The organism is Opitutus sp. sgz309028 (assembly GCF_059821195.1).
The window spans coordinates 16623-36545 of the sequence record NZ_JCAMRR010000003.1 but is presented as its reverse complement, the minus strand read 5'-3'; the positions used below and the strand labels follow the sequence as shown (position 1 = coordinate 36545).

At 65.9% G+C, this 19923-nt stretch carries 16 protein-coding genes and 2 tRNA genes; 10 read left to right on the top strand and 8 right to left on the bottom strand.

Annotated elements, in window-relative coordinates; genetic code table 11:
• Positions 1-22: 22 nt before the first annotated feature.
• Positions 23-1414, bottom strand: coding sequence for a thymidine phosphorylase (locus tag AC6RV7_RS12030; RefSeq protein WP_500094240.1), 1392 nt, complete (start codon positions 1412-1414; stop codon positions 23-25).
• Between the two features lie 345 nt (positions 1415-1759).
• Between AC6RV7_RS12030 and argS the strand changes: the two genes are divergently transcribed.
• The 7 genes from argS to AC6RV7_RS11995 all read left to right on the top strand — a co-directional run bounded on the left by argS (position 1760) and on the right by AC6RV7_RS11995 (position 11022).
• The gene (gene argS, locus AC6RV7_RS12025; protein ID WP_500094239.1) at positions 1760-3517 is read left to right on the top strand and encodes an arginine--tRNA ligase; all 1758 of its coding nucleotides are present in this window, start codon (positions 1760-1762) and stop codon (positions 3515-3517) included.
• Positions 3518-3658: 141 nt separating this feature from the next.
• The gene (locus tag AC6RV7_RS12020) at positions 3659-4408 is read left to right on the top strand and encodes a GYF domain-containing protein (protein WP_500094238.1); all 750 of its coding nucleotides are present in this window, start codon (positions 3659-3661) and stop codon (positions 4406-4408) included.
• Positions 4409-4435: 27 nt separating this feature from the next.
• On the top strand, positions 4436-6040 hold the full coding sequence (locus AC6RV7_RS12015; protein WP_500094237.1) for a YihY/virulence factor BrkB family protein: 1605 nt from the start codon (positions 4436-4438) through the stop codon (positions 6038-6040).
• Between the two features lie 72 nt (positions 6041-6112).
• Positions 6113-7777 (top strand): peptidyl-prolyl cis-trans isomerase, encoded by a 1665-nt coding sequence (locus AC6RV7_RS12010; protein WP_500094236.1) that lies wholly within the window; start codon positions 6113-6115, stop codon positions 7775-7777.
• Between the two features lie 422 nt (positions 7778-8199).
• On the top strand, positions 8200-9690 hold the full coding sequence (locus AC6RV7_RS12005; protein ID WP_500094235.1) for a TolC family protein: 1491 nt from the start codon (positions 8200-8202) through the stop codon (positions 9688-9690).
• A gap of 96 nt (positions 9691-9786) precedes the next feature.
• The gene (locus AC6RV7_RS12000; RefSeq protein ID WP_500094234.1) at positions 9787-10281 is read left to right on the top strand and encodes a hypothetical protein; all 495 of its coding nucleotides are present in this window, start codon (positions 9787-9789) and stop codon (positions 10279-10281) included.
• Between the two features lie 6 nt (positions 10282-10287).
• Positions 10288-11022, top strand: a complete 735-nt coding sequence (locus tag AC6RV7_RS11995) for a hypothetical protein (protein WP_500094233.1) — start codon at positions 10288-10290, stop codon at positions 11020-11022.
• An 8-nt stretch (positions 11023-11030) separates the two neighbouring features.
• Here the strand turns inward: AC6RV7_RS11995 and miaA are convergent, their stop codons facing one another.
• The 5 genes from miaA to AC6RV7_RS11970 form a co-directional block, all read right to left on the bottom strand.
• Positions 11031-11966 (bottom strand): tRNA (adenosine(37)-N6)-dimethylallyltransferase MiaA, encoded by a 936-nt coding sequence (gene miaA, locus AC6RV7_RS11990; protein WP_500094232.1) that lies wholly within the window; start codon positions 11964-11966, stop codon positions 11031-11033.
• Positions 11963-12889, bottom strand: a complete 927-nt coding sequence (locus AC6RV7_RS11985) for a GGDEF domain-containing response regulator (protein ID WP_500094231.1) — start codon at positions 12887-12889, stop codon at positions 11963-11965. The genes miaA and AC6RV7_RS11985 overlap by 4 nt, the downstream gene beginning before the upstream one ends.
• A 96-nt stretch (positions 12890-12985) precedes the next feature.
• Positions 12986-13786, bottom strand: a complete 801-nt coding sequence (trpA, locus tag AC6RV7_RS11980; RefSeq protein WP_500094230.1) for a tryptophan synthase subunit alpha — start codon at positions 13784-13786, stop codon at positions 12986-12988.
• Between the two features lie 73 nt (positions 13787-13859).
• Positions 13860-14633 carry an endonuclease/exonuclease/phosphatase family protein gene (locus AC6RV7_RS11975; protein WP_500094229.1) on the bottom strand — a complete coding sequence of 258 codons (774 nt, stop codon included), beginning with the start codon at positions 14631-14633 and terminating at the stop codon, positions 13860-13862.
• Between the two features lie 107 nt (positions 14634-14740).
• Positions 14741-14817: transfer RNA gene (locus tag AC6RV7_RS11970), tRNA-Asp, on the bottom strand.
• A 117-nt stretch (positions 14818-14934) separates the two neighbouring features.
• Here AC6RV7_RS11970 and AC6RV7_RS11965 point away from each other — a divergent pair.
• Both AC6RV7_RS11965 and AC6RV7_RS11960 read left to right on the top strand, forming a co-directional pair.
• Positions 14935-15011: transfer RNA gene (locus AC6RV7_RS11965), tRNA-Arg, on the top strand.
• A gap of 100 nt (positions 15012-15111) precedes the next feature.
• A complete protein-coding gene (locus AC6RV7_RS11960; protein ID WP_500094228.1) occupies positions 15112-15342 on the top strand; it encodes a hypothetical protein in 231 nt (76 codons plus the stop codon).
• Between the two features lie 15 nt (positions 15343-15357).
• Here the strand turns inward: AC6RV7_RS11960 and AC6RV7_RS11955 are convergent, their stop codons facing one another.
• Positions 15358-17475, bottom strand: coding sequence for a beta-galactosidase (locus AC6RV7_RS11955; protein WP_500094227.1), 2118 nt, complete (start codon positions 17473-17475; stop codon positions 15358-15360).
• Between the two features lie 103 nt (positions 17476-17578).
• On the opposite strand from AC6RV7_RS11955, the gene AC6RV7_RS11950 reads away from it, so the two are divergent.
• A complete protein-coding gene (locus AC6RV7_RS11950; protein WP_500094226.1) occupies positions 17579-19249 on the top strand; it encodes a DUF8614 domain-containing protein in 1671 nt (556 codons plus the stop codon).
• A gap of 9 nt (positions 19250-19258) precedes the next feature.
• On the opposite strand, the gene AC6RV7_RS11945 is transcribed toward AC6RV7_RS11950, so the two are convergent.
• Positions 19259-19789 carry a hypothetical protein gene (locus AC6RV7_RS11945; RefSeq protein WP_500094225.1) on the bottom strand — a complete coding sequence of 177 codons (531 nt, stop codon included), beginning with the start codon at positions 19787-19789 and terminating at the stop codon, positions 19259-19261.
• Positions 19790-19923 lie beyond the last annotated feature (134 nt).

Sequence of the window (19923 nt, the reverse complement as noted above, 5' to 3'; positions counted from 1 at the left end):
GGCAGGGTGTCGCTCGCGGAACTTACGCCACGCGCTCGACGATGAGCGGCGGCGGGGTCGGGCGCTTCGGCGCGAGACGGTAGGCGTTCTTGAAGTATTCGAGCGCCTGCTCGAGCTTCGCCTCGTCGTTGTAGTGAATCATCATCAGCGGCTCGCCCTGCTTGACCTGCGTGCCGACCTTCTTGATCTCGGACACGCCGACAGCGTAGTCGATTTTCGGATGCGCGTGATTGCCGTGGCCGTGACCGTGATTGTGTGAGTTCTGACCGCTGGCGGGCTCGATGCCGGCGCCGAGCAGGTGCACGCCGCGCGCGATCATCGCCGCGTTGATCGTGTGCACGTAGCCGCGCTTCGGGGCGGGCAGCTTGCGGATGTGACGCGCCGCCGGGAATTTCTCCGGGTGGTCGATGAACGCCGTATCTCCGCCCTGGGCCTTCACGAGATCCTTGAATTTCTGCAGCGCCGAACCGTCGCTCAAATGACGCTGGACGGTCTGCTTCGCGGAAAGGGTGGAACCCGCGACGCCGGCGAGGCGCACGATTTCCATGCCGAGCTTGAGGACGAGTTCCTTCATGTCCTCCGGGCCTTCGCCCTTGAGGAGTTGTATCGCCTCCTTGATTTCCAGCGAGGTGCCGACGCTGTCGCCGAGCGGCTGGTTCATGTCGGTCACCAGCGCGACGCAGCGGCGCTTCATCGAGCGGCCGACGCGCGTCATCGAACGCGCGAGCTGCTTCGCCTGTTCGAGATCCTTGATGAAGGAGCCGTTGCCCCACTTCACGTCGATCACGAGGCCTTCGGAACCCTCGGCCAGCTTCTTGGAAAGGACGCTGCCGGTGATCAGCGGCAGGCTGGGGATCGTCCCGGTCTCCTTGCGCAGTTCGAGGAACTTCGCATCCGCCGGCGCGAGCGCGTCGCTCTGCTGCACGATGGCGCCGCCGATGCGGCCGAGCTGGGAGGTAAACTGGTCGATGCTCAGGTTGCCCTTGAAACCGGGGACGGCCGCCAGCTTGTCGAGCGTGTTGATCACGTAATCGTGCTCCACGCCGCACATCATCGGGACCACCACGCCGCTCGCCATCGCGAGGGGCACCAGCACGAGGGAGGTCTTGTCGCCCACGCCCCCGGTGGAATACTTGTCGATCTTCGGCTTGGCGATCGAGGACAGGTCGATCACCTCGCCGGACAGCATCATCTCTTCCGTCAGGTCCGCCGTCTCCTGGGCGGACATATTCGAGAAATAAATCGCCATCATCAGAGCCGCCAGCTGGTGCTGCGGCATCTCGCCGTCGAGCGTGCTATCGATGATATAGCGAATTTCTTCCTGCGTGAACTCGCCGCCATCGCGCTTCTTCTCGATGAGAAATTCGAAGCTTGGCTTGATGAACCGGCGGGCCGGAATAGTGCGTTTCGTCATTTGGGTATGAAGGTGATCGCCGCGCGTTGCCGCGGAGCGGAAAAGTTTGCGAGAAAACCCGCTTATGACAATTTGTCGAGCCAAAACGGGCCCGGCCTCGATGGCCTTGTGAACCTTCCCGCCGCGGTTCGAGTGTGCATAATATAGCGCGAAAGGGCGGCTTCGGCAATACGCCAGTCACCCGCCCGCGCAAACTCCCGGCATTTGGGTTTCGGATACGGCGCCGCGAGCGTTCGGCCAGGTTTCGCCCCTCCCCGAGCGGGCATCGACGCCGGCCGCGGCGGCCCCCATCCAGCGGCAACTCCGCGCTTGCGCGACTCCGCCGGCCTGCCGTTTCCTCGCCGGATGCCCGTGCCATTCAACCTCGCCGTCGAACTCGACTCGGTTCTCAAGTCCGCCGCCGCCGCGGCAGGCCTCGACGCCGCCGGTTTCGCCCCGGAGGTGCGCGTCGCTGACCCCAAGCACGGCGATTTCCAAGCCAATGGCGTCCTGGGCTACGCCAAGTCCCGTAAGGAGAACCCTCGGGCCGTCGCCGAAAAGCTCGTCGCCGCCCTCCCCGAAACGGTCCGCGCGCAATGCGACATCGCCATCGCGGGTCCGGGTTTCATCAATTTCACCCTCAAACCCGCGGCGCTGCTGGCCTGGCTGCAGACGTTTTCCGACCGCGAAGCGCTCACGCGGGGGGCGGGCGCCGCGCATGCCGGCCAGACGTGGGTGATCGACTACTCGTCGCCCAATACCGCCAAACAGATGCATGTCGGCCATTTGCGTTCTGCCGTGATTGGCGAGGCCATTTGCCGGCTGCTGGCGTTCACCGGCGCCCGGGTGATCCGCGACAACCACCTCGGTGACTGGGGCACGCAGTTCGGCAAGCTGATCTACGGCTTCAAGCGCTGGGCCGATCCGGCTGCCCTCGCCGCCGATCCGATCGCCGAACTCGAGCGGCTTTACAAACTCGGCAACAACGCGACGCCCGACGGCTCGCCCGAGCTCGACGAAGCCCGCCGCGAACTCGTCGCCCTGCAAAACGGCGATCCCGAAAACGTCGCGCTCTGGCAGAAGTTCAGCGAGGTCAGCCTCGCCGCGTTCCAGCAGATCTACGACCGCCTCGGCATCCGGTTCGACCACAACCTCGGCGAGTCGTTCTACAACGACAAGGTCGAGCGCGTTTACCGCGAGCTGACCGACACCGGCCTCGCCGTCGAAAGCGAGGGCGCGCTCGTCGTCTTCCATCCCGAGCACCCGCGTTTCAAGTCGCAGCCGTTCCTCGTCCGCAAAGGCGACGGCGCCTCCAACTACGCCACGACCGATCTCGCCACCGCGCTGTATCGGACGGAGCATTTCAATGCCGACGGCATCGTCGTCGTCACCGACTTTCGCCAGAGCGATCACTTCGAGCAGCTGATCCTCACGGTCAAAAAGTGGTTCGCGGCGAAAAACTATCGCCTGCCGGAGTTCCATCACGTGACGTTCGGCGCCGTCACCGGCGAGGACGGCAAGGCGCTCAAGACCCGCAGCGGCGACGTGATCAAGTTGAAGGACCTCCTCGACGAGGCCGAGGAGCGCGCGTTCGCGATCGTCACCGAGAAGAATCCGGAACTGCCGGAGAACGAACGCCGCGACATCGCCCGGGCCGTCGGCATCGGCGCCGTCCAATACGCGGATCTCTCCCAGAATCGCAGCAGCAACTACGTCTTCTCCTGGGACAAGATGCTCGCGCTCGACGGCAACACCGCGCCCTACCTGCTCTACGCCGTTGCGCGCATCCACTCGATCTTCCGCAAGGCGGGCGTGAATCCCGCCGACACCTCCGCCGACGCGCAGGCCGCCGCCCTCGAAACGGACGCCGAGATCGCCCTTGCCCGCAAGCTCGTCAAATTCCCCGACGCGATCCGTCTCGCCACCGAGTCGCTGCGTCCGCACTTCCTCTGCCTTTACCTGTTCGAGCTCGCCGGGGATTACAGCTCGTTCAACAACGCCGACAAGGTCCTCGTCGACGATCCCGCGATCCGCGCGCGGCGGCTCCTCCTTTGCGCCCGCACGCTGCTCGTCCTCGAAACCGGACTGACGCTGCTCGGCCTGCGCACGCTCACGCGGATGTAAGCGGACGGTGAAAGTGGCGCGAGCGGTCGACGTCGCGCCCGGTCCGGCCCTGCGCCCCGCCGGCGGCATCCACTCGCGACCGGGTGTCGCCGCGGCACTTTCAAACTTCACTTTCCTGCGCACATTGACTTTCACTCCCGCATGGCGACGCAGGAATTCTACATCCGCAACGAGTCGGACACCGAGGCCCGCGGGCCTTTCACGCACGAGCAGCTGACGTCGCTGATCGACTCCGGCCAGCTCACCGTCGCCACGCTTTATTACGACGCCCACACGGAACAGTGGACGCCCATTGACGCCAACGCCGAGCTGAAGGCCGCGCTGTTTCCCGAAAAGAAGAAGCTCACCGTCCGGCCCAAGCAGCAGCTCGAAACGCTCAACCGCGAAGCCGAGGGCGCCGCGCCGATCACCGTCAACGACATCCTCGCCGCCGCCGAGGGGCGCACGGCCGACACGCGCGATCGTCAGGATCCGGTCGAAGCGATGGCGCGCGCCGCCGCGATCGGCCGCTGGGCCGCGATCCTCGCGCTCCTGCTCGCCGCCGCCGGCGAAACCATCCCGGCCGCCGACGCGATCGCCTCGATGAATCCGGCCAAGATCTTCGCCGAACCGCTCGTGATCCTGGGCGCGGTCGATCTCCTGCTCGCCGTCGTGCTCGCGCTCGGCGTCGTGGCGGTGTATCCATTGGTTCGATTCAGGGCCGCCCTCGGGCTCGGTTTCCTGGGCTTCATCTTCTGGACGCAGGGCCAGGCGGTTCCGTTTCTCGCCCTCGCCGCCGGTTGCACCGGCCTTTATCTTTGCACGGTGTTCGTGAGCTATCTCGCCGTCGGCCTCGCAGCCGCGCTCGGCATCGGCGGTTTGGCTTTCGTCTCCTGGCAGTTGTTGTCGTAAACCGCTCCGCGCGTTTCGCCGTCCGCCATGCGCTGGTTTGCCGACCGCTGGAAACGCCTCGCCCACCTCTACCAGAAGGGCATCTGGGAGCCGGGACAACTGCAGGGATTTTCCCTGCGCGGCACCTGGTGCGCGATCCTGCGCGTCGTGTCCATCACCTGGACGGTCTTCAACGAAACCAAGGCCGCCAGCCGCGCCGCCGCGCTGAGCTTCAGCTCGTTGCTCGGGCTCGGCCCGCTGGTCGCGTTGACCGTGCTTGTCGCGGGGTTCGCGCTCGACAACCGCGACCCCAATCTCGCGGCCAACGCGCTCAGCCGGCTCATCAACTTCGTCGCGCCGCAAGTCGGCCAATACGGCAAGCTCGACAGTCACCGCAGTCACGACGCCGATACGCCGGAAGAGAAAGCGGACGAAGCGGCCACCGCAGACGGACGCGCGCCGGCGTCGGCCTCGCCGGACGCGGCCCCGGCCGCGTCCGCGCCCGCCACGGAAATCTCCGCCAACACGCCGGATGTCCGGCTCAATCCGCGGCTCGTGCGGATGATCAATAATTTCGTCAGCCAGGGCCGCTCGGGGTCGGCCGGGACGCTCGGTTTCTTTTCGCTGATCCTGATCGTGCTGCTGCTGTTCAAGACGATCGAGGATACGTTCAACGAGATCTGGGGCGTGCGCAGCGGGCGCTCGCTGTTGATGCGTATCATTTATTATTGGACGATCCTCACGCTTGGCGCGGTGCTGTTCTTCGCGTCGGTTACGCTGCTGAGCGCGGGCGCGTTCCTGAGCGTGTTCAACGAGGCGATTGCGCACCTGCCGTTCTCGCAACAGGTGTCGGTCGCACTGCAGTGGTCGCTGCCGGCGTTTTCCTTCACGCTCCTGGTCGTGCTGCTGACGGTATTCTACCGGATCATTCCCAACACGCGCGTGTATTGGCGCGCGGCGTTCGCCGGCGCCGCGGTCGTGGCGTCCCTGCTGATGTTGAACAATTTCCTGGCCTTTCTCTATGTGCGCCGGGTGATCCTGACCGAGAGTCTCTACGGCTCGATCGGCTTCCCGCTCGTCGTGATGTTCGGCCTATATATCTTCTGGCTCTATGTCCTGATCGGCGGCCAGATCAGCTACGCGATCCAGAACGTCCGTTTCCGCAACAGCCAGGCCGCGTGGAGCAGTCTCTCGGAAGCGATGCGCGAACGCCTGCTGCTCGTCGTGCTGCTCACGATCTGCCGGCGGTTTCGCGACTGCCTGCCGCCGGTGGCGGCGTCGCAGCTCGGCACGATGATCAAGGTGCCGACGCAGATCCTCAACGAGTGCCTGAACCGCCTCGTCGACTTGAAACTGATCACGCCGCTGCCCGCCGCGCGCGCCGACGATCCTTCCGATCTGCTCTACCAGCCGGCGCGTCCGCTGAACCGGATCACGCTGTTCGACTTCAAAACGCTCGACGACAACTTCGGCGAAGATCCCGTCGGCACCTCGCTCGAAACCATCGATCCGATCCTGCTCCGCTACACGCAGGCGATGAACCAGCTGGCCGAGCAAAGCATCCTGCGCAAATCGCTCGAGGAACTGCTCGCCGAGCACCCCTTCGACGAATCGCGGCCGCCCTTCGCGATGGGCACTTCGCTCCGCCGCTGACCCGACGGCGCGCGGCCCGAATTCCACCTTGCCACTCCTCCGCCGCAACCTAGCGTCGCCCACTTCCTCCCCATGATCTCCTGGATCCAGAAGTATTTTCAGCACCACTTTAAGATCATTTTCGCCGTTCTGCTGGCGATGATCATCGTCGCGTTCGTGTTCACCATCGGGGCGGCGCCCGGCATCGGCCGCGCCAGCCGCGAGGCCTACGAGCGCCGGGTGTTCGGTTACAATCTCGGCTCGCCCGAGGACCAGACGCGTCTCTTCGGCGACGCCCAGCTCAGCGCCCAGCTCCAGACCGGTTACGGCATCGGCGGCGCGGAGCTCGAACAATACGCGCTCCAGCGCGCCGCGTCCCTCTCGCTCGCGAACGAGCTTCACATCCCCGCGACGACGCAGGCCGAGATCGCCGATCACATCAAGACGCTGCGGATCTTCGTGAACCAGGAGGGCCAGTTCGATGCGCAGCGTTATGCGACGTTCCGGGACTCGCTCAAAACCAATCCGAATCTCAACGAAGCCGTCGTCAGCCGCGTGATCGGCGACGACGTTCGCGCCGCCAAGGTCGAGAAGCTGCTCGCCGGTCCCGGCTACGTGCTCCCGGTCGACGTCAAGCGCCAGCTCGAGCGCGTCGACGCCAGCTGGACTCTCGGCGTCGCCAAGATCGACTACGCTTCGTTCAATCCTTCGATCCCCACCAACGACGCGGCACTGACGAAGTTCTTCGAAGAAAATTCGTTTCGCTACGAGATCCCGCCCCGCGTGGTGGTGAGTTATGCAGACTTTGCCGCGCTGCCGCTGCTCTCCTCGGTGCAGGTGACCGACGAGGAGGTCCGCGCCTACTACAACGCCAACCCCGCCCGCTTTCCGAAGCCCGCGCCGGCCGATCCGAAAGCCGCGCCCCAGACCGATCCCGCCGCCGATTTCGCGGCGGTGCGTCCCCAGGTCGAAACCGCGCTCAAGCTCGAGCGCGCCCGCCGCCTCGCCTCGAAGGCCGCGTCGGATTTCTCGTATGAACTCTACGAGCGGAAACTGAAGCCCGGCACGCCGGAGTTCGCCGAGTTTCTCGCGTCGCAAAAGGTCACGGTCAAGGACCTCGCGCCGTTCACGCGCGAACAGGGTCCGGCCGAACTCGCCAACTCGCCGGAAATCGCCGCCGAGGCGTTCAAGCTGAACCAGGACCGCGTCGTCTCCGACGCCGTGGCCTCGCCGTCCGGCGCCGTGGTGCTCTTCTGGAAGGACCTCCAACCCGCCCGCCAGCCGCTGCTCACCGAGGTGCGCGATCGCGTGGTCGCCGATTATGTGGAGAGCGAAAAACGCAAGCGCTTCGTCGAGCTCGGTCGCTCGATTCGCACCGCGATCGAGAGCCGTCTCAAGTCCGGCGATACGTTCGAAGCCGCCGCCAACGCCGCCGCGAGCAGCAACTCGGTGAAAGTCGAGGCCAAGCAGCTGCCGCCTTTCACGCTGCGCCAGCCGCCGCAGGACCTCGACTACACCGTCTACGGCACGCTCGAGCGTCTCGAAAAGGGCCGCGTCTCCGACATGGTCATCGGCCGCGATCAGGGCGTGATCGTTTACGCGGCCGACAAGAAGCTCCCGAACCTGCAGGAAAGCTCCCCGGAGTTCACCAACACCCGCGAGCAGATCGCGTCGGCCGTCGCCCGCGTCGGCGCCAACACCTATCTCTCCGACTGGGTCGCGCAGGTCATGAAGGATTCGGAACCCAAGGTCCAATAAGCGCCCGCCTTTCCTTCCCACTTTTCGAGGCGGGCCACGCGGCCCGCCTTTTTGTTTTTCCTCAACCGCCTGTCCCCGCCTCAAACCGTTCGCCACGTTTGGTCTGGAAGCGAAGCCCGGAGTTGCCAACCTGCTCCTGCCATGTCGCTGCACTTTCCCGCGTTCGCGCCCTCCTGCCGGTTCCGGCGGGAGCCTCGCGACCGAGCCTGCTCGCCGGCGCGGCCGCTCGCGGGTGAGCGTTCGATCCGCCCTGCGAGCAAAACCTCGCCGCGCCGAAACTTTCCACCTTCGCGTCCGTCTCTCGCGCCAAGCAAACCCGGTTTGCTCTCCTGAACTTCGCCACGCGAGCGGCTTCGAAACGCAGTAACTTTTCCGCCCTCGCCGGTGTTTTCCGGTCAATCTTCTCTCCGCCGACTTTTTCCATGCCTCGCTTCACTGTTCGCGCTGCCGTCCTTGTCCTCAGTTGCGCTGCGCTCCCGGCCATCCGCGCCCAGGAGACCGCCGTCCCGCCGCCGCCGCCGATCGTGACGGCGCCGACCCTGACGATCGAGGAGTGCATCGCGCGAGCGCTGAAGAAGAATTTCGACCTGAAGATCGACGCGTTCTCCACCGACATCGCGCTCGAATCCCTCAATGTCGCGAAGGCCCAGTTCGAACCCACTTTCAACGCCTCCATCCAGCGCTACGCCACGAAGGACCTCACCCTGACGGGCGAACGCCGCACTGAAGTCACGGATACACGCGTCGGCGTCAGCCAGTTCATCGCCACCGGCGCCGACATCAGCCTCAGCGCGAGCCTCGATCGCAACGCCAGCAACTTTTCCCTCTACGCCTTCAACCCGGTTTACACGAGCGACGTGGCCCTGACCGTGACGCAGCCGCTGCTCCGCGGCGCCGGCACCGCCTTCAACCGCTCCCAGATCGAACGCAGCCGCGTCGGTGTGCGCATCGCCCGGCTCAATTTCACCGGTAGCGTCCTCCAGATCGTGCGCGATACGGAAGCCGCCTATTACAATCTCGTCTTCGCCCGCGAGCAGCTCGGCGTGAAACAGCACAGCCTCGAACTCGCGCAACGCCTCTACGAGGAAAACAAAACCCGCAAGCTCACCGGCGTCGCCACCGACCTCGACGTCCTCACCGCCGAAGTCGGCATCGCCACCGCCCGCAACGGCGTGATCGTCGCCCAGGAGGGCGTGCGAAATCGCGAAGACGCCCTGCTCGCGCTGATCGGGCAGTTCGAATTCGACACCCCGCTCGGTTCAGTCGGCCTCGTGCCCTATCAGGAGCCGTCGCCGTCGTTCGACGTTTCCTACAAACTCGCTCGTGAACACCAGCCGGACTACCTCGCCACGATCGAGTCGCTCAAGCAGCTCCAGATCGATGTCGACACCACCAAGAACGCGTCGCGTCCCACCCTGAATCTCGGCGGCAGCGTCGGCTACAACGCCCTCGATCGCAGCTATCGCGGCGCCGTCGACGCCGTTCCGAACAACCAGTCCAACAGCTGGGAGCTCGACCTCACCTTGTCCGTGCCGTGGGGCCTCCATGCGGATCGCGCCCGCCACCGCGCGGCGCTCGCCACCTTGCGCCAGCAGGAGGCGCGACTGCAGCGGGTCGACCAGGATTTGCTCGTGCAGGTCCGCGCGGCCGTGCGCGCCGTCGAGACGAATCAGGAAAGCGTCGAGATCAACCGCAAGGCCACCGAGCTCGCCACCCGCCAATACGAGCTCGAGCTCGCCCGCTTCAAGGCCGGTCTCTCGACCAGCCGCCAGGTGCTGCAGATCCAGGACGACCTCGAATCCACGCGCGTCAACGAGCTGCTCGCCCGCGTCAATCTGCGCATCGCCATCGCCAACCTGCACCAGCTCGAGGCGAGCTCGCTCGAGCGCTACCGCATCACGGTCGGGCAGTAATCTCATCGCCGGTTGCGGCCGCTTAAAAACCGCGACGCCGCTCTCGATCCGGGCTCGCCTCCATCCCGTCCGCCGCTACCAAGGTTGGCGCTGCCGATGGAGTCGCCCGCTCGTCCATCCGTTCTCTCGCTCTGGCCCCTGGTCGTCGCGTTGCTCGCGACCACCGGCCTGATCGCCTGGGCCGCGCCCGCCGCGAACGCTTGGCTCATCGAACACCGCGCCCGCCAGGTCACCGCGGACCTCCGTGGTTTCGCAGGCTTCTTTCATTCGTTCGCCACGGAGCGGGGCGACTGGCCGCCTGGCGACGGCACCCCTGCCGCCATCCCCGCGGGCATGGAGTCCCTGCTCGATTCGACACCCTGGGTCCGGCCGACCGCCATCGGCGGACACTATGCCTGGGAACCCAACAGCGTGCACCAGGGCCTGCGCCATCGCGCCGCGATCACGATCGTCTCCACCGGGGGGGCCGACGTTTCGCGCGATTTCCGCCAGCTCCTCGCCGTCGACCGGCTGATCGACGACGGCGACCTCGCCACCGGCCGGTTTCAACTCGGCTATCGCAACCAGCCGCTGCTCATCCTCGAGCATTGATCCGCCATGTTTCACGTCACCGCGGTCAACCTCACGCCGGATCTCACCTCCGCCCAGCCCGATCTCGGGCGTTGCGATCTCGGGCCGGTCGATCGCGTCCGCCTGGTCGCGCTGCTGGACGCCTTTTGCCGGCTCGATCCCGTGCAGAATCACGATGCCACCCCGGCACTGATCGTCGCAAGCGAACGCGACCAGTTTCTCCTGCGCACGTATCAAGGCCGGCTGCTGTTGTTCGATCCCCGCGCCTCCCGCTCCGGCGGGCTCCCTGTCGACCCGGCGGAGGTGCCGGCGCTGCTGACGCAGCCGCGCCCAGAATTTTCCGGCCCGACGCGGTCTCGCGTGAGCATGCGTCGGCTGCTCGCGGCCGGACTGCTAGTCGTCGCGCTCGCGGCCGATGCCTGGATCGTCGTCCGCGCGTTTCGCCAGGAACCGCTGGACGCTCCGCCGAACGGCACGCCGGTGACGGACGTCGGTGAGATCGTGGCCTTTCAGGAGGCCGCGGCCGGCACCTACCGGACGGGCCCGGCGGCGGGCGACCGCATGATCCGCATCGGCGCCGACCGCCGCATCGAGTTTTTCCAGCTCACCGGCGACGAGCCGCGTCTCATCTCTTCGGATACATTCGATTTCGTGCGCGACGGCCGCCAGCTCCGCCTCGTCACGACCGCCGGCGGAACCGTGGACGTGACGAATATCGATACGCTCGTTTACTACCGCGACACTTACCGGCGCACGCGCTGACGGCGTCGTCAGTCGGCGAACAGCTGCGACGGCGACTGCAGTGCAGCCGCGTCGACGATCCGATGCGGAGGCAGCTGCGTGCGAAACCAGGTGCGCTGCTTCTTCACCAAGGCGCGCGTGTTTTTCGCAATCTCCCCGACGAGTTGTTCCGCCCGCAATCGCCCGTCCAACCGGTCGATCACCTCGCGATAGCCGATCGCCCGGGCCGCGCTGGGGTTTTCCATCAATCCGGCGGCCCGCAGCCGCTCCACCTCCGCAACGAGGCCGTCGGCCAGCATCTGACGCACGCGTTGTTCAATCCGCGCCGCCAACTCCGCCGGTTCGCGCTCGATCCGCGTCAGCCGGACTTCGTGATCCGCAAACGCCGACGGACGTCCCGCGAACGCCGCCTTCAATTCCGTGAGGGTCCGCCCCGAAGCCAGGCACCGCTCGAGCGCGCGAAAGACGCGTCGCGGGTTCGCGACATCGAGCTCGCCCAACCCGCCGGGATTCAGCTCCCGCAACCGCACGATCGCCTGCTCCAGCGTGAGGCGAGCGACCTCCGCCCGCAGCTCCGGTCCGACCTCCACGTCGTCGGCCACCGGCGCGAAAAACGCCTTGAGATAAAAACCGCTGCCGCCCGTGACCAGCACCTCGTTGCCGCGCGCGCGGATCTCCGCGATCGCCTGACGCGCCAGCGAGACGTAACGCGTGACGTCCATCTGCTCGTGGACCGCGCAGACGTCGATCAGGTGATGCGGCACGCGCCGCCGCTCGGCCTCCGTCGGCTTCGCCGTGCCGATGTCCATTCCGCGATAGAACAGCAACGAGTCGCAGGACACGATTTCGGCGCCGCGTTCCTCCGCCCACCGCAGCGCCCACTCGGTTTTTCCCACCGCCGTGCATCCGGTCAGGGCATGCAGCACCGATCTGGACTCACCTTTCGCCGTCGCGGACGTGCTCACGCGCCCGCCTTGCTCCCGGCTGCGAGACTGGCAAACGACCGGGCGCAATTCCGGCCCGCCGCCTTGGCTGCGTAAAGAGCGCGATCGGCCGCGCGCACCAGCTCTTCGGCGGACTCGGCGTCAGCCGGCAACGCGGCCACGCCCGCGCTGACCGTAACGGTCAACGGCAGCGTTTCGCTCGCCCACACCGGTTCCCGCTCCATCGCTGCGCTGGCCCGCCGCGCCGCGGCCATCGCCGCCTCGGCGTCGGACTCCATGATGACGAGCGCAAACTCCTCGCCGCCGAACCGCGCCACGCGATCGACCGTGCGCACTTCCTCCGCCAGCCGGCGCGCCACGTCCCGCAACACCGCATCGCCGATCGGATGGCCATGGGTGTCGTTGATCGACTTGAAACGATCGATGTCGACCATCACCAGCGCCAGCGAATGGCCGAATCGCTGCGCGCGCTCGGTCTCCTCGGCGAGGATCCGGTCAAACTCCCGGCGGTTCAACAAACCCGTCAACTGGTCGCGCGTCGCCAACTGCCGCAGCGCCTCGAGCGTGTCACCGAGTTTCAACGCGTAGCGCAACGAGCGCTCCAGCGAATGCGACGAGATCTCGCCTTTCACCAGATAATCGAGCGCGCCGGCGTTCATCGCATCGATGTCGACGCGCTCCGACGATTCCGCCGTCAGAAAAACGATCGGCGTGCGGCAGCCGCCGGCGACGGCCTGGCGGATCAGCTCGAGTCCGTTGCGCGGCCCGAGCTGGTAATCGAGCAGGCACGCCGCGTAGTCGCCCGACAGCAGCTTTGCGATTCCCGCCTCGAACGTCTCCGCCCACTGCAGTTCGAACGACTCTCCCCGAAAATTCCGGAAATGCGCCTGCGTCAGCCGAAACTGCATCCGGTCATCGTCGATGAGGAGAATTTTTCGGGTCATGCGCTCGTCCACCTGGTCGCTCCCGACGCTAGGAACGCCGCCGCCCGGATCAAGCCACCGCTGGGGCGCCGGCCGACAAACCCGCCGGGCGCCACCTCAGCGTTTCGTGCCGGCAATCAGGTCCTCGGCCACGACCGCCAGCCGCGCGAGAATCTTTTCACGCTGGCCGAGATTTTCGCGGATGCAGTTCACGAGCGCGCTGCCGACAACGACGCCATCCGCCGCGGCGCCGACTTGCGCGACCTGTGCCCGCGTCGAAATGCCAAACCCGACCGCGATCGGCAGCTCGGTTTTCCGGCGGATGCGGGCGACCGCCTCCGGAATGTTTCCCGCCACCTGATCGCGCACGCCGGTCACGCCTTCGCGCGACACATAATAGATGAAACCCGTCGTCGCCGCCGTGATCCGCGCAATGCGAGTGTCGGGCGTGGTCGGGGCGATGATGAAAACAGTATCCACGCCGTGAGCCTTGCACGCCGCGGCGACCTCGTCCGCCTCTTCGGGCGGCAGATCAAGCGTTAACAAGCCGTCGACGCCGGCCTCCCGCGCCTGCTTCACATAGGCATCGATGCCATTCGCGAACACCAGGTTGTAGTAGGTGTAGAAGACGATCGGCACCTCGCTGAATTCGCGAATGCGCCGCACCAGTTCGAAGACGCGTGACGCCGTCATCCCGCTGGCGAGCGCGCGTTGTGCGGCGAGCTGATTCGTCAAGCCGTCGGCCAGCGGATCGGAAAACGGCACGCCGAGTTCGAGCACGTCGATGCCCTTTTCGATCACGGTCCGGCACACCGCGAGCGAGGTGTCGAAATCGGGGTCTCCGGCGCAAAGATAGGCCACGAAGGCCGCTCGGTTTTGCGCACGGGCTTGAGCGAAAGCATGGGCAAGACGTGACATGGAAGGCTATCGCCGCAAAAACCCGCGCGCGGCGCAAAGGCAAAAATCGCCCGGCGCTCCGCAAACGCGCGCATCACGGCAGCGAGAAGTCGACCACCACCGGCCGGTGGTCCGAAAGGAAGGAGCGCACGATTTCGCAATGCGTGACCGCACAGGCCGAAGGCAGGAAAACGAAATCGAGCAGCCGGCCGGGCAGGGGCGACGGAAAGGTCCGGCCGTTCGCCGGGTGCAGCACGTATTCGCCGTAATCCGACAGGTGACTCAGCAGCGCCGCCGTCGCATCCGCGCTCGTGCCCGGGTTGTTCAAGTCGCCGCACACCACGGCCGGCACCTGCCAGCGTCCGTGGGCCTGCTTCTGCTTTTCCCGGAGCCACGCGAGCAGCCGCCCGATCTGCCGGATCCGGTGCTCGCGCGAGCTGAAGTGCAGGTGCAGATTGACCAGCGGCAGCACTTTCCCCCCGACGTTCAGCTCGGCGAAGAGAAAGCCCTTCTCGCCGACGCTGCGTTGCCCGAACACCACCGTCTCGGTTGTCAGCACCGGATGACGCGACAGCAGGGCGTTGCCGTAGCTGAGATTGATCAAGCCGTGGCGTCGGTTGTGCACGCCGAAGACGGCGTGTTCGAAGCCCGAATGCAGGCGCAGGTATTCGAGATGATCGAAATTTCCGGCCCAACGGGAGCGTTCGTCCACTTCCTGCAACGCCACGAAATCCGGTTTCAATTCGCCGAGCAGACTCGCGATTTTCCGCAAATTCGCCCGCAGCTTCTGCGCTCCGGTAAATCCCTGGATCGGAGTGAGCCCGCGGGCATGGGCGATGTTGAACGTGACAAGGCGCAAACGCGACATGGTCGCAGTGAAGCTTGAAATGACGATCTGGCCAGGCAACGGCAAATCCCCGCGCCCGTTTCAGCCATGAAAAAAGGTCCGCGCCGAAGGGCAACGGACCTAAAAACTGGCGGGATGGACGGGACTCGAACCCGCGACCTTCTGCGTGACAGGCAGACGCTCTAACCAGCTGAGCTACCACCCCGTGAGGGGAAAGGCCGGCGAACGTGCTAACCCGCCGCAGGCAAGTCAAGCGTTGGTTTTGACCTTGTCGGATTTCTTTTGCGGAGCTACCGCTTCGCAGCGGTTTTTCACCTTTAACGCGGTGGTAGCTCAGCCGGATAGAGCAACGGTTTTCTAAACCGTCGGTCGCGGGTTCGAGTCCCGCCCACCGCGCCAAAACCCCGGAAGTCACCCCGGCGCCTTGCTCCCGTTTGCCTATCTGTGCAACCGGCTTTCCGCCGATGGCAGGTGGCCGCGCGCGCGAATAAGGTGAACGATGGGATATATTCTTGTTCTCGTTCTGGGCGCCGCGCTGGTGCTGGTGTTGCTCATGGCTTTTGTCGGCGGCAAGCGCCGTGCGACCGGTCGCGCGTCCGGCGGACCGGTCTCGGGCGGAGGCGACGTCACCCCGAAAGCTCCCGAAGCCGAATCGGCCACGCCCGCTGCGTCGAGCATCGCTCCGGAATCCCGCGCGCAAAACGCGCAGAAACACACGCCACCCGCCTAAGCCGGCGCCGCCGCATCATGGCTGCACCTGCAACACCGCCACGCCGCGCGCGTCGAGCGTCAGTTCGCCGTTCACGTCGCGGTCGCTTACCAGATCGCGCCCCGCGGGGAGACCGCGCACCGTTTGCGCCGTCTCGGTATGATTGACGAGAAACCAGAGTGCGCGCTCGCCAGACTCGCGACGAACGACCTCAACGCCCGCCGGCGCTCCACGGAGCGCGGGCTCGATTCCGGCCAGCTGCGCAAGTTGCGGCACCAGTGTTTTCCCGACCTCGCCGACCAAATACGTGCCGACGTAGATCACGCGGCCGCGACCGAGACGCCGCAGGGTCGCCGCGGGCGATCCCGCCAGGTGACGCGACTGCCAACGCAACCAGGTTTCCGTGCCTTCGTCGGGCGCCAATTGTTCATACCACTCGCGCGAACGCACGCGCTGCCCGCCGATCTCGAGTTCCAGCGGACGCGCGTTGGGGGCGTTCTGCCGCCCGTATTCGACCACGGTCGCGCCGACCACATGGCGTAATTTTCCGGGCAACAGCTCGGTGACGACGTTGTTGTCCCAATCCTTCGTTCCCGAGCGGGCGCCGACCACCAAAGTCCCACCCTCCTCGACCCATCGCTCCAATTTCGGCAACCACGCCGGATCGATCAGCGCCAGATGCGGCACGAGGTAAAGTTTCACGCCCGCCAGCGCATCGCCGGGGTGAATCACGCCGACGCGATAACCCGCGCGCCACAGGTGTCCATGCAGTTCCGCCGCCACCTGGCCGGGCGACGGCAGCCCGAAATGCAGCGTCTCGTGCGCGGCGTCGTTATCGAAATCCGTCGCCGCGATCCCGACATCCACGGCCACGTGCGTGCCGAGCACCGCCGGTCCGACGCGCTGCAATTCGGCTCCCACGCGTGCCACTTCCTCGTAGCGCCGCCGCGGCACGTTGTCGTGGTCGAGCACCCCGCACCAATACTCCTCGGCGCCGAAGCGCGCGGTGCGCCAGCGAAACAGCAGCACGCTGTCGGCGCCGTGCGCGATCGTCGTGTAGAGCATCCGCCGCAGTTCGCCGGGCTCGGGGTTGTCGTGGAAATAGTCGGTCTGTCCGCCCGGACCGCTCTGGTGCTCCGGCACGATGAAGTTGCCCGTCCACGCGCGCATCGCATCGAGCGCCCAGGCCTGGGTCGCGCCGCGCGCCGCCGGGTCGTAAGTGAACATCGGATACACATCGTAGCCGAGCACGTCGAGGTCGCGGCCGAAGGTCCCGCGATAATCGATCAGCCGGAAGACGCCGTTGTGCGTGATCCACCAGCGCGGCTGGGCGGCGCGAAGGATTTCGACCTGATCGTGTTGAAACCGCGCCACGCTCCAGGCGATGAAACGAAAGTAGTCGAGGTGATGCGCCGGATTAAGATGCGTCGGCCGGCCGCGCGCGGGCAGCGGCACGTCCTCGAAGCGCGCGTAAGTCTGCGCCCAGAACGCGGTGCCCCAGGCGCGATTCAGCGCCGCGATGTCGCCCTGAAATTTCTCCTGCAGAAATTCGCGCCACGCGCCCTCCGCCGCGGGCGAGTAGTCCTCGGAGAAATGGCAGTTGAACTCGTTGTCCGTCTGCCAGCCGATCACGTGCGGATTGTCGCGGTAGTGCTCCGCCATGGCCCGCGTGACCCGCCGCGAATACTCGCGAAACACCTCGCTGCAATAGCTCGCGTGCTGACGCGAGCCGTGCCGCAGTCGCACGCCCGCGGCATCCTCGCGCAGAATTTCAGGGTGTTTCACGGACAGCCACCGCGGCGGCGCGGCCGTCGGCGTGCAAAGGATCGTGCGGATGCCTTTTTCCCCCAGCCGCGTGATCGCCTCGTCGAACAGCGAAAAGTCGAATCTCCCCTCCTCCGGCTCGAGCAGGTCCCACGCGAATTCCGCCATGCGCACGGTATTCATGCCGGCCGCACGCATGCGCTGCGCATCGAGGTCCAGCGTGGCGAGTTCGCCGTGCTCCGGGTAATACGCCGCGCCCCAGAAAAACTCCCGGAACGGGCTTGGCCGCACATGCGAGGGCGCGACGCGTTCGACGGTCTGGGCGGAAGAAACAGCAACAGTGCTGGCGAGAGCGATCGAGGTCATCAGAACAAGACGGGAGGCGAGCATGGGGAGAAGCGGCTCGCCTCCCAGCCTGCCCCAACACGCACCGCGCAACAATCCGGAAAGCGAACGCCTTGACACCCGGTTGGGCCGGATCGATTGAGGCGGGATGCGACTCCGCACCTTGTTCGCCTCCTCGCTGCTCGCGGCAGCTCTACCGGCGCTCGCGGCGACGACGCCCGACCTCGATCAGCTCCGCCAGATGACCGCGCGCTTCGTGCCGGTCGAGATATCCGCCGACCTCTCCGCGTTACCGCCAAACGAACGCCTCGCGCTAACGCGAATGATCGAAGCCGCGAAGATTTTAGACGCCGTTTTTCTCCGCCAGGTCTCGCCGCTCAACGAAACGCTCCTCAGCGAACTCGTGCGCGACGAATCGCCGCTCGGCCGCGCGCGGCTGCATTATTTCCGGCTCAACGCCGGCCCGTGGTCGCGACTCGATCACGACGCGCCGTTCCTGCCGGGCGTCAGCCCCAAACCCGCCGGCGCGAATTTCTATCCGGCCGATGCAACCCGCGAGGAGGTCGACGCGTGGATGACCGCGCTGCCGGCCGCGGAGCGCGCGTCGGCGCTCGGCTTTTTCAGCGTCATCCGGCGCACGTCGTCGCGAAAGCTCCAGGCCGTCCCCTACCATCTCGAATATCAAAACGAACTCATCCACGCCGCGCGTCTGCTCCGCGAAGCGGCTGAAGCCACCACGCAACCGACACTTAAGACCTACCTCGAAAAACGCGCGGCGGCCTTTTTGAACAACGACTACTACGCGAGCGACGTCGCCTGGATGGAGCTCGACGCGAGCATCGAACCGACGATCGGGCCGTATGAGGTTTACGAGGACGAATGGTTCAATTTCAAAGCCGCCTTCGAGGCGTTCATTACGGTGACGGATCAACCCGAGACCGCGCAACTCGCGCGCTTCAGCGAACATCTTCAGGAGCTGGAGGATCACCTGCCGATCGATCCGCGTTTCCGTCGCGAGAAGCTCGGCGGCTATTCGCCGATCCGCGTCGTGAATCTCGTGTTCAGTGCGGGCGACGCCAATCGCGGCGTGCAGACGGCGGCGTTCAACCTCCCGAACGACGAACGCGTCGTCGAGGAGAAGGGCTCGAAACGCGTCATGCTGAAGAATGTCCAGGAAGCGAAATTCAAGCACGTGCTGGTCCCCATCTCGCGCCGCACGCTCGCTCCGGACGATCAGCCATTTGTCGCCTTCAATCCGTTTTTCACGCACATCCTGATGCACGAGTTGATGCACGGGCTCGGGCCGCAGACGATTCGCGTCGGCGGACGCGAGACCACCGTGCGCGCCGAGTTGAAGGAACTGAACGGCCGCCTCGAGGAAGCCAAGGCCGACATCTCCGGCCTGTGGGCGCTGCAACATCTGATGGATTCAGGGGTGATGGATCGCGCCGACGAACGCGCGCTCTACACGACGTTTCTCGCTTCAACCTTTCGCACGCTGCGCTTCGGTTTGAACGAGGCGCACGCCAAGGGCATGGCGCTGCAACTGAACTGGCTCCTCGACTGCGGTGGGTTCGTCGCGAAACCCGACGGCACCTTCGCGGTGGATTTTGCCAAGGTGAAGGACGGCGTCGTGTCGCTCACGCGCGAAGTCATGACCCTCCAGGCTCACGGCGATTACGCCGCGACGAAGGCCCTGCTCGATCGCATGGTCGTGATCCGCCCCGAAGTGCAACGCGCGCTCGACCGGCTCGCCGATCTGCCGGTGGACATCGAACCCGATTTCGTGACCGCGAAAGCGCTCACGCGCGGCGAATAAATCCAGAACTTACGCGCGGAGCGCGGCGAGTTGTGCGCGCCAGAGTTCGGCTTCGCCCGGATGGCCGTGGCGGCGCAGCTGGGCGTCGATTTCCTCGATCGTCGGCTCCGCGATCGGATGACGTGGATCGGCCGGCAACTCCGGTCGCAACGCGCGCACGAGTGCCCAGCACGCCCACGCGCGCCAGCGCCGCTGCTCGCGACGCGGTTCGTTCATCCGCCCGGCGTAATGTTGAAAATGCACGCGCGGGTTGCCGAGAAACACGCCGGCGGGCGTGTGCCGGATGAACCAGGTCATCGCCGCATACGGCAGCGGCCAGTCCCGCAGCACCGGTTCGTCGCCGCGGAGCTCGGCGCCGAACGCGCGGTCGAGACACAGGATCGCGCGCGCCGCGAAGCCGCGCTCCCAGAGCGACTCGCCGTATTCGAGGCAGGCGAGGTAAAACTCCGCGCCGCGGTCGCGTGCGCGAAATCCGTGCAGCAGCCGCCAGTCGAGTCCCGCGCGTGGACGCGGCAGATGGGGGCAAGGCGGCAGCAGCATCGCGCGTTCGTGGCGGCGATCGCGGAGCGCGTCAATGAACGATCGCGCGAGTCTTCGCTTGGCCCGCGCGAAACTTTCTCCGACAAACTCCCGGCCTGAACCCGAATCCGTCCAACGCCAGTTCTCCTCCCCGG

Excerpts from the sequence above, each read along its gene's own strand:
- AC6RV7_RS11975 (WP_500094229.1), bottom strand. The coding sequence starts at position 14,633 with ATGTCGCGTTTGCGCCTTGTCACGTTCAACATCGCCCATGCCCGCGGG.
- AC6RV7_RS11960 (WP_500094228.1), top strand. The coding sequence starts at position 15,112 with ATGGGATATATTCTTGTTCTCGTTCTGGGCGCCGCGCTGGTGCTGGTG.
- AC6RV7_RS11945 (WP_500094225.1), bottom strand. The coding sequence starts at position 19,789 with ATGCTGCTGCCGCCTTGCCCCCATCTGCCGCGTCCACGCGCGGGACTC.
- AC6RV7_RS12030 (WP_500094240.1), bottom strand. The coding sequence starts at position 1,414 with ATGACGAAACGCACTATTCCGGCCCGCCGGTTCATCAAGCCAAGCTTC.
- trpA (WP_500094230.1), bottom strand. The coding sequence starts at position 13,786 with ATGTCACGTCTTGCCCATGCTTTCGCTCAAGCCCGTGCGCAAAACCGA.
- AC6RV7_RS11950 (WP_500094226.1), top strand. The coding sequence starts at position 17,579 with ATGCGACTCCGCACCTTGTTCGCCTCCTCGCTGCTCGCGGCAGCTCTA.
- AC6RV7_RS12005 (WP_500094235.1), top strand. The coding sequence starts at position 8,200 with ATGCCTCGCTTCACTGTTCGCGCTGCCGTCCTTGTCCTCAGTTGCGCT.
- AC6RV7_RS11985 (WP_500094231.1), bottom strand. The coding sequence starts at position 12,889 with ATGACCCGAAAAATTCTCCTCATCGACGATGACCGGATGCAGTTTCGG.
- AC6RV7_RS12010 (WP_500094236.1), top strand. The coding sequence starts at position 6,113 with ATGATCTCCTGGATCCAGAAGTATTTTCAGCACCACTTTAAGATCATT.
- argS (WP_500094239.1), top strand. The coding sequence starts at position 1,760 with ATGCCCGTGCCATTCAACCTCGCCGTCGAACTCGACTCGGTTCTCAAG.
- AC6RV7_RS12000 (WP_500094234.1), top strand. The coding sequence starts at position 9,787 with ATGGAGTCGCCCGCTCGTCCATCCGTTCTCTCGCTCTGGCCCCTGGTC.
- AC6RV7_RS11995 (WP_500094233.1), top strand. The coding sequence starts at position 10,288 with ATGTTTCACGTCACCGCGGTCAACCTCACGCCGGATCTCACCTCCGCC.
- AC6RV7_RS12015 (WP_500094237.1), top strand. The coding sequence starts at position 4,436 with ATGCGCTGGTTTGCCGACCGCTGGAAACGCCTCGCCCACCTCTACCAG.
- AC6RV7_RS11955 (WP_500094227.1), bottom strand. The coding sequence starts at position 17,475 with ATGCTCGCCTCCCGTCTTGTTCTGATGACCTCGATCGCTCTCGCCAGC.
- AC6RV7_RS12020 (WP_500094238.1), top strand. The coding sequence starts at position 3,659 with ATGGCGACGCAGGAATTCTACATCCGCAACGAGTCGGACACCGAGGCC.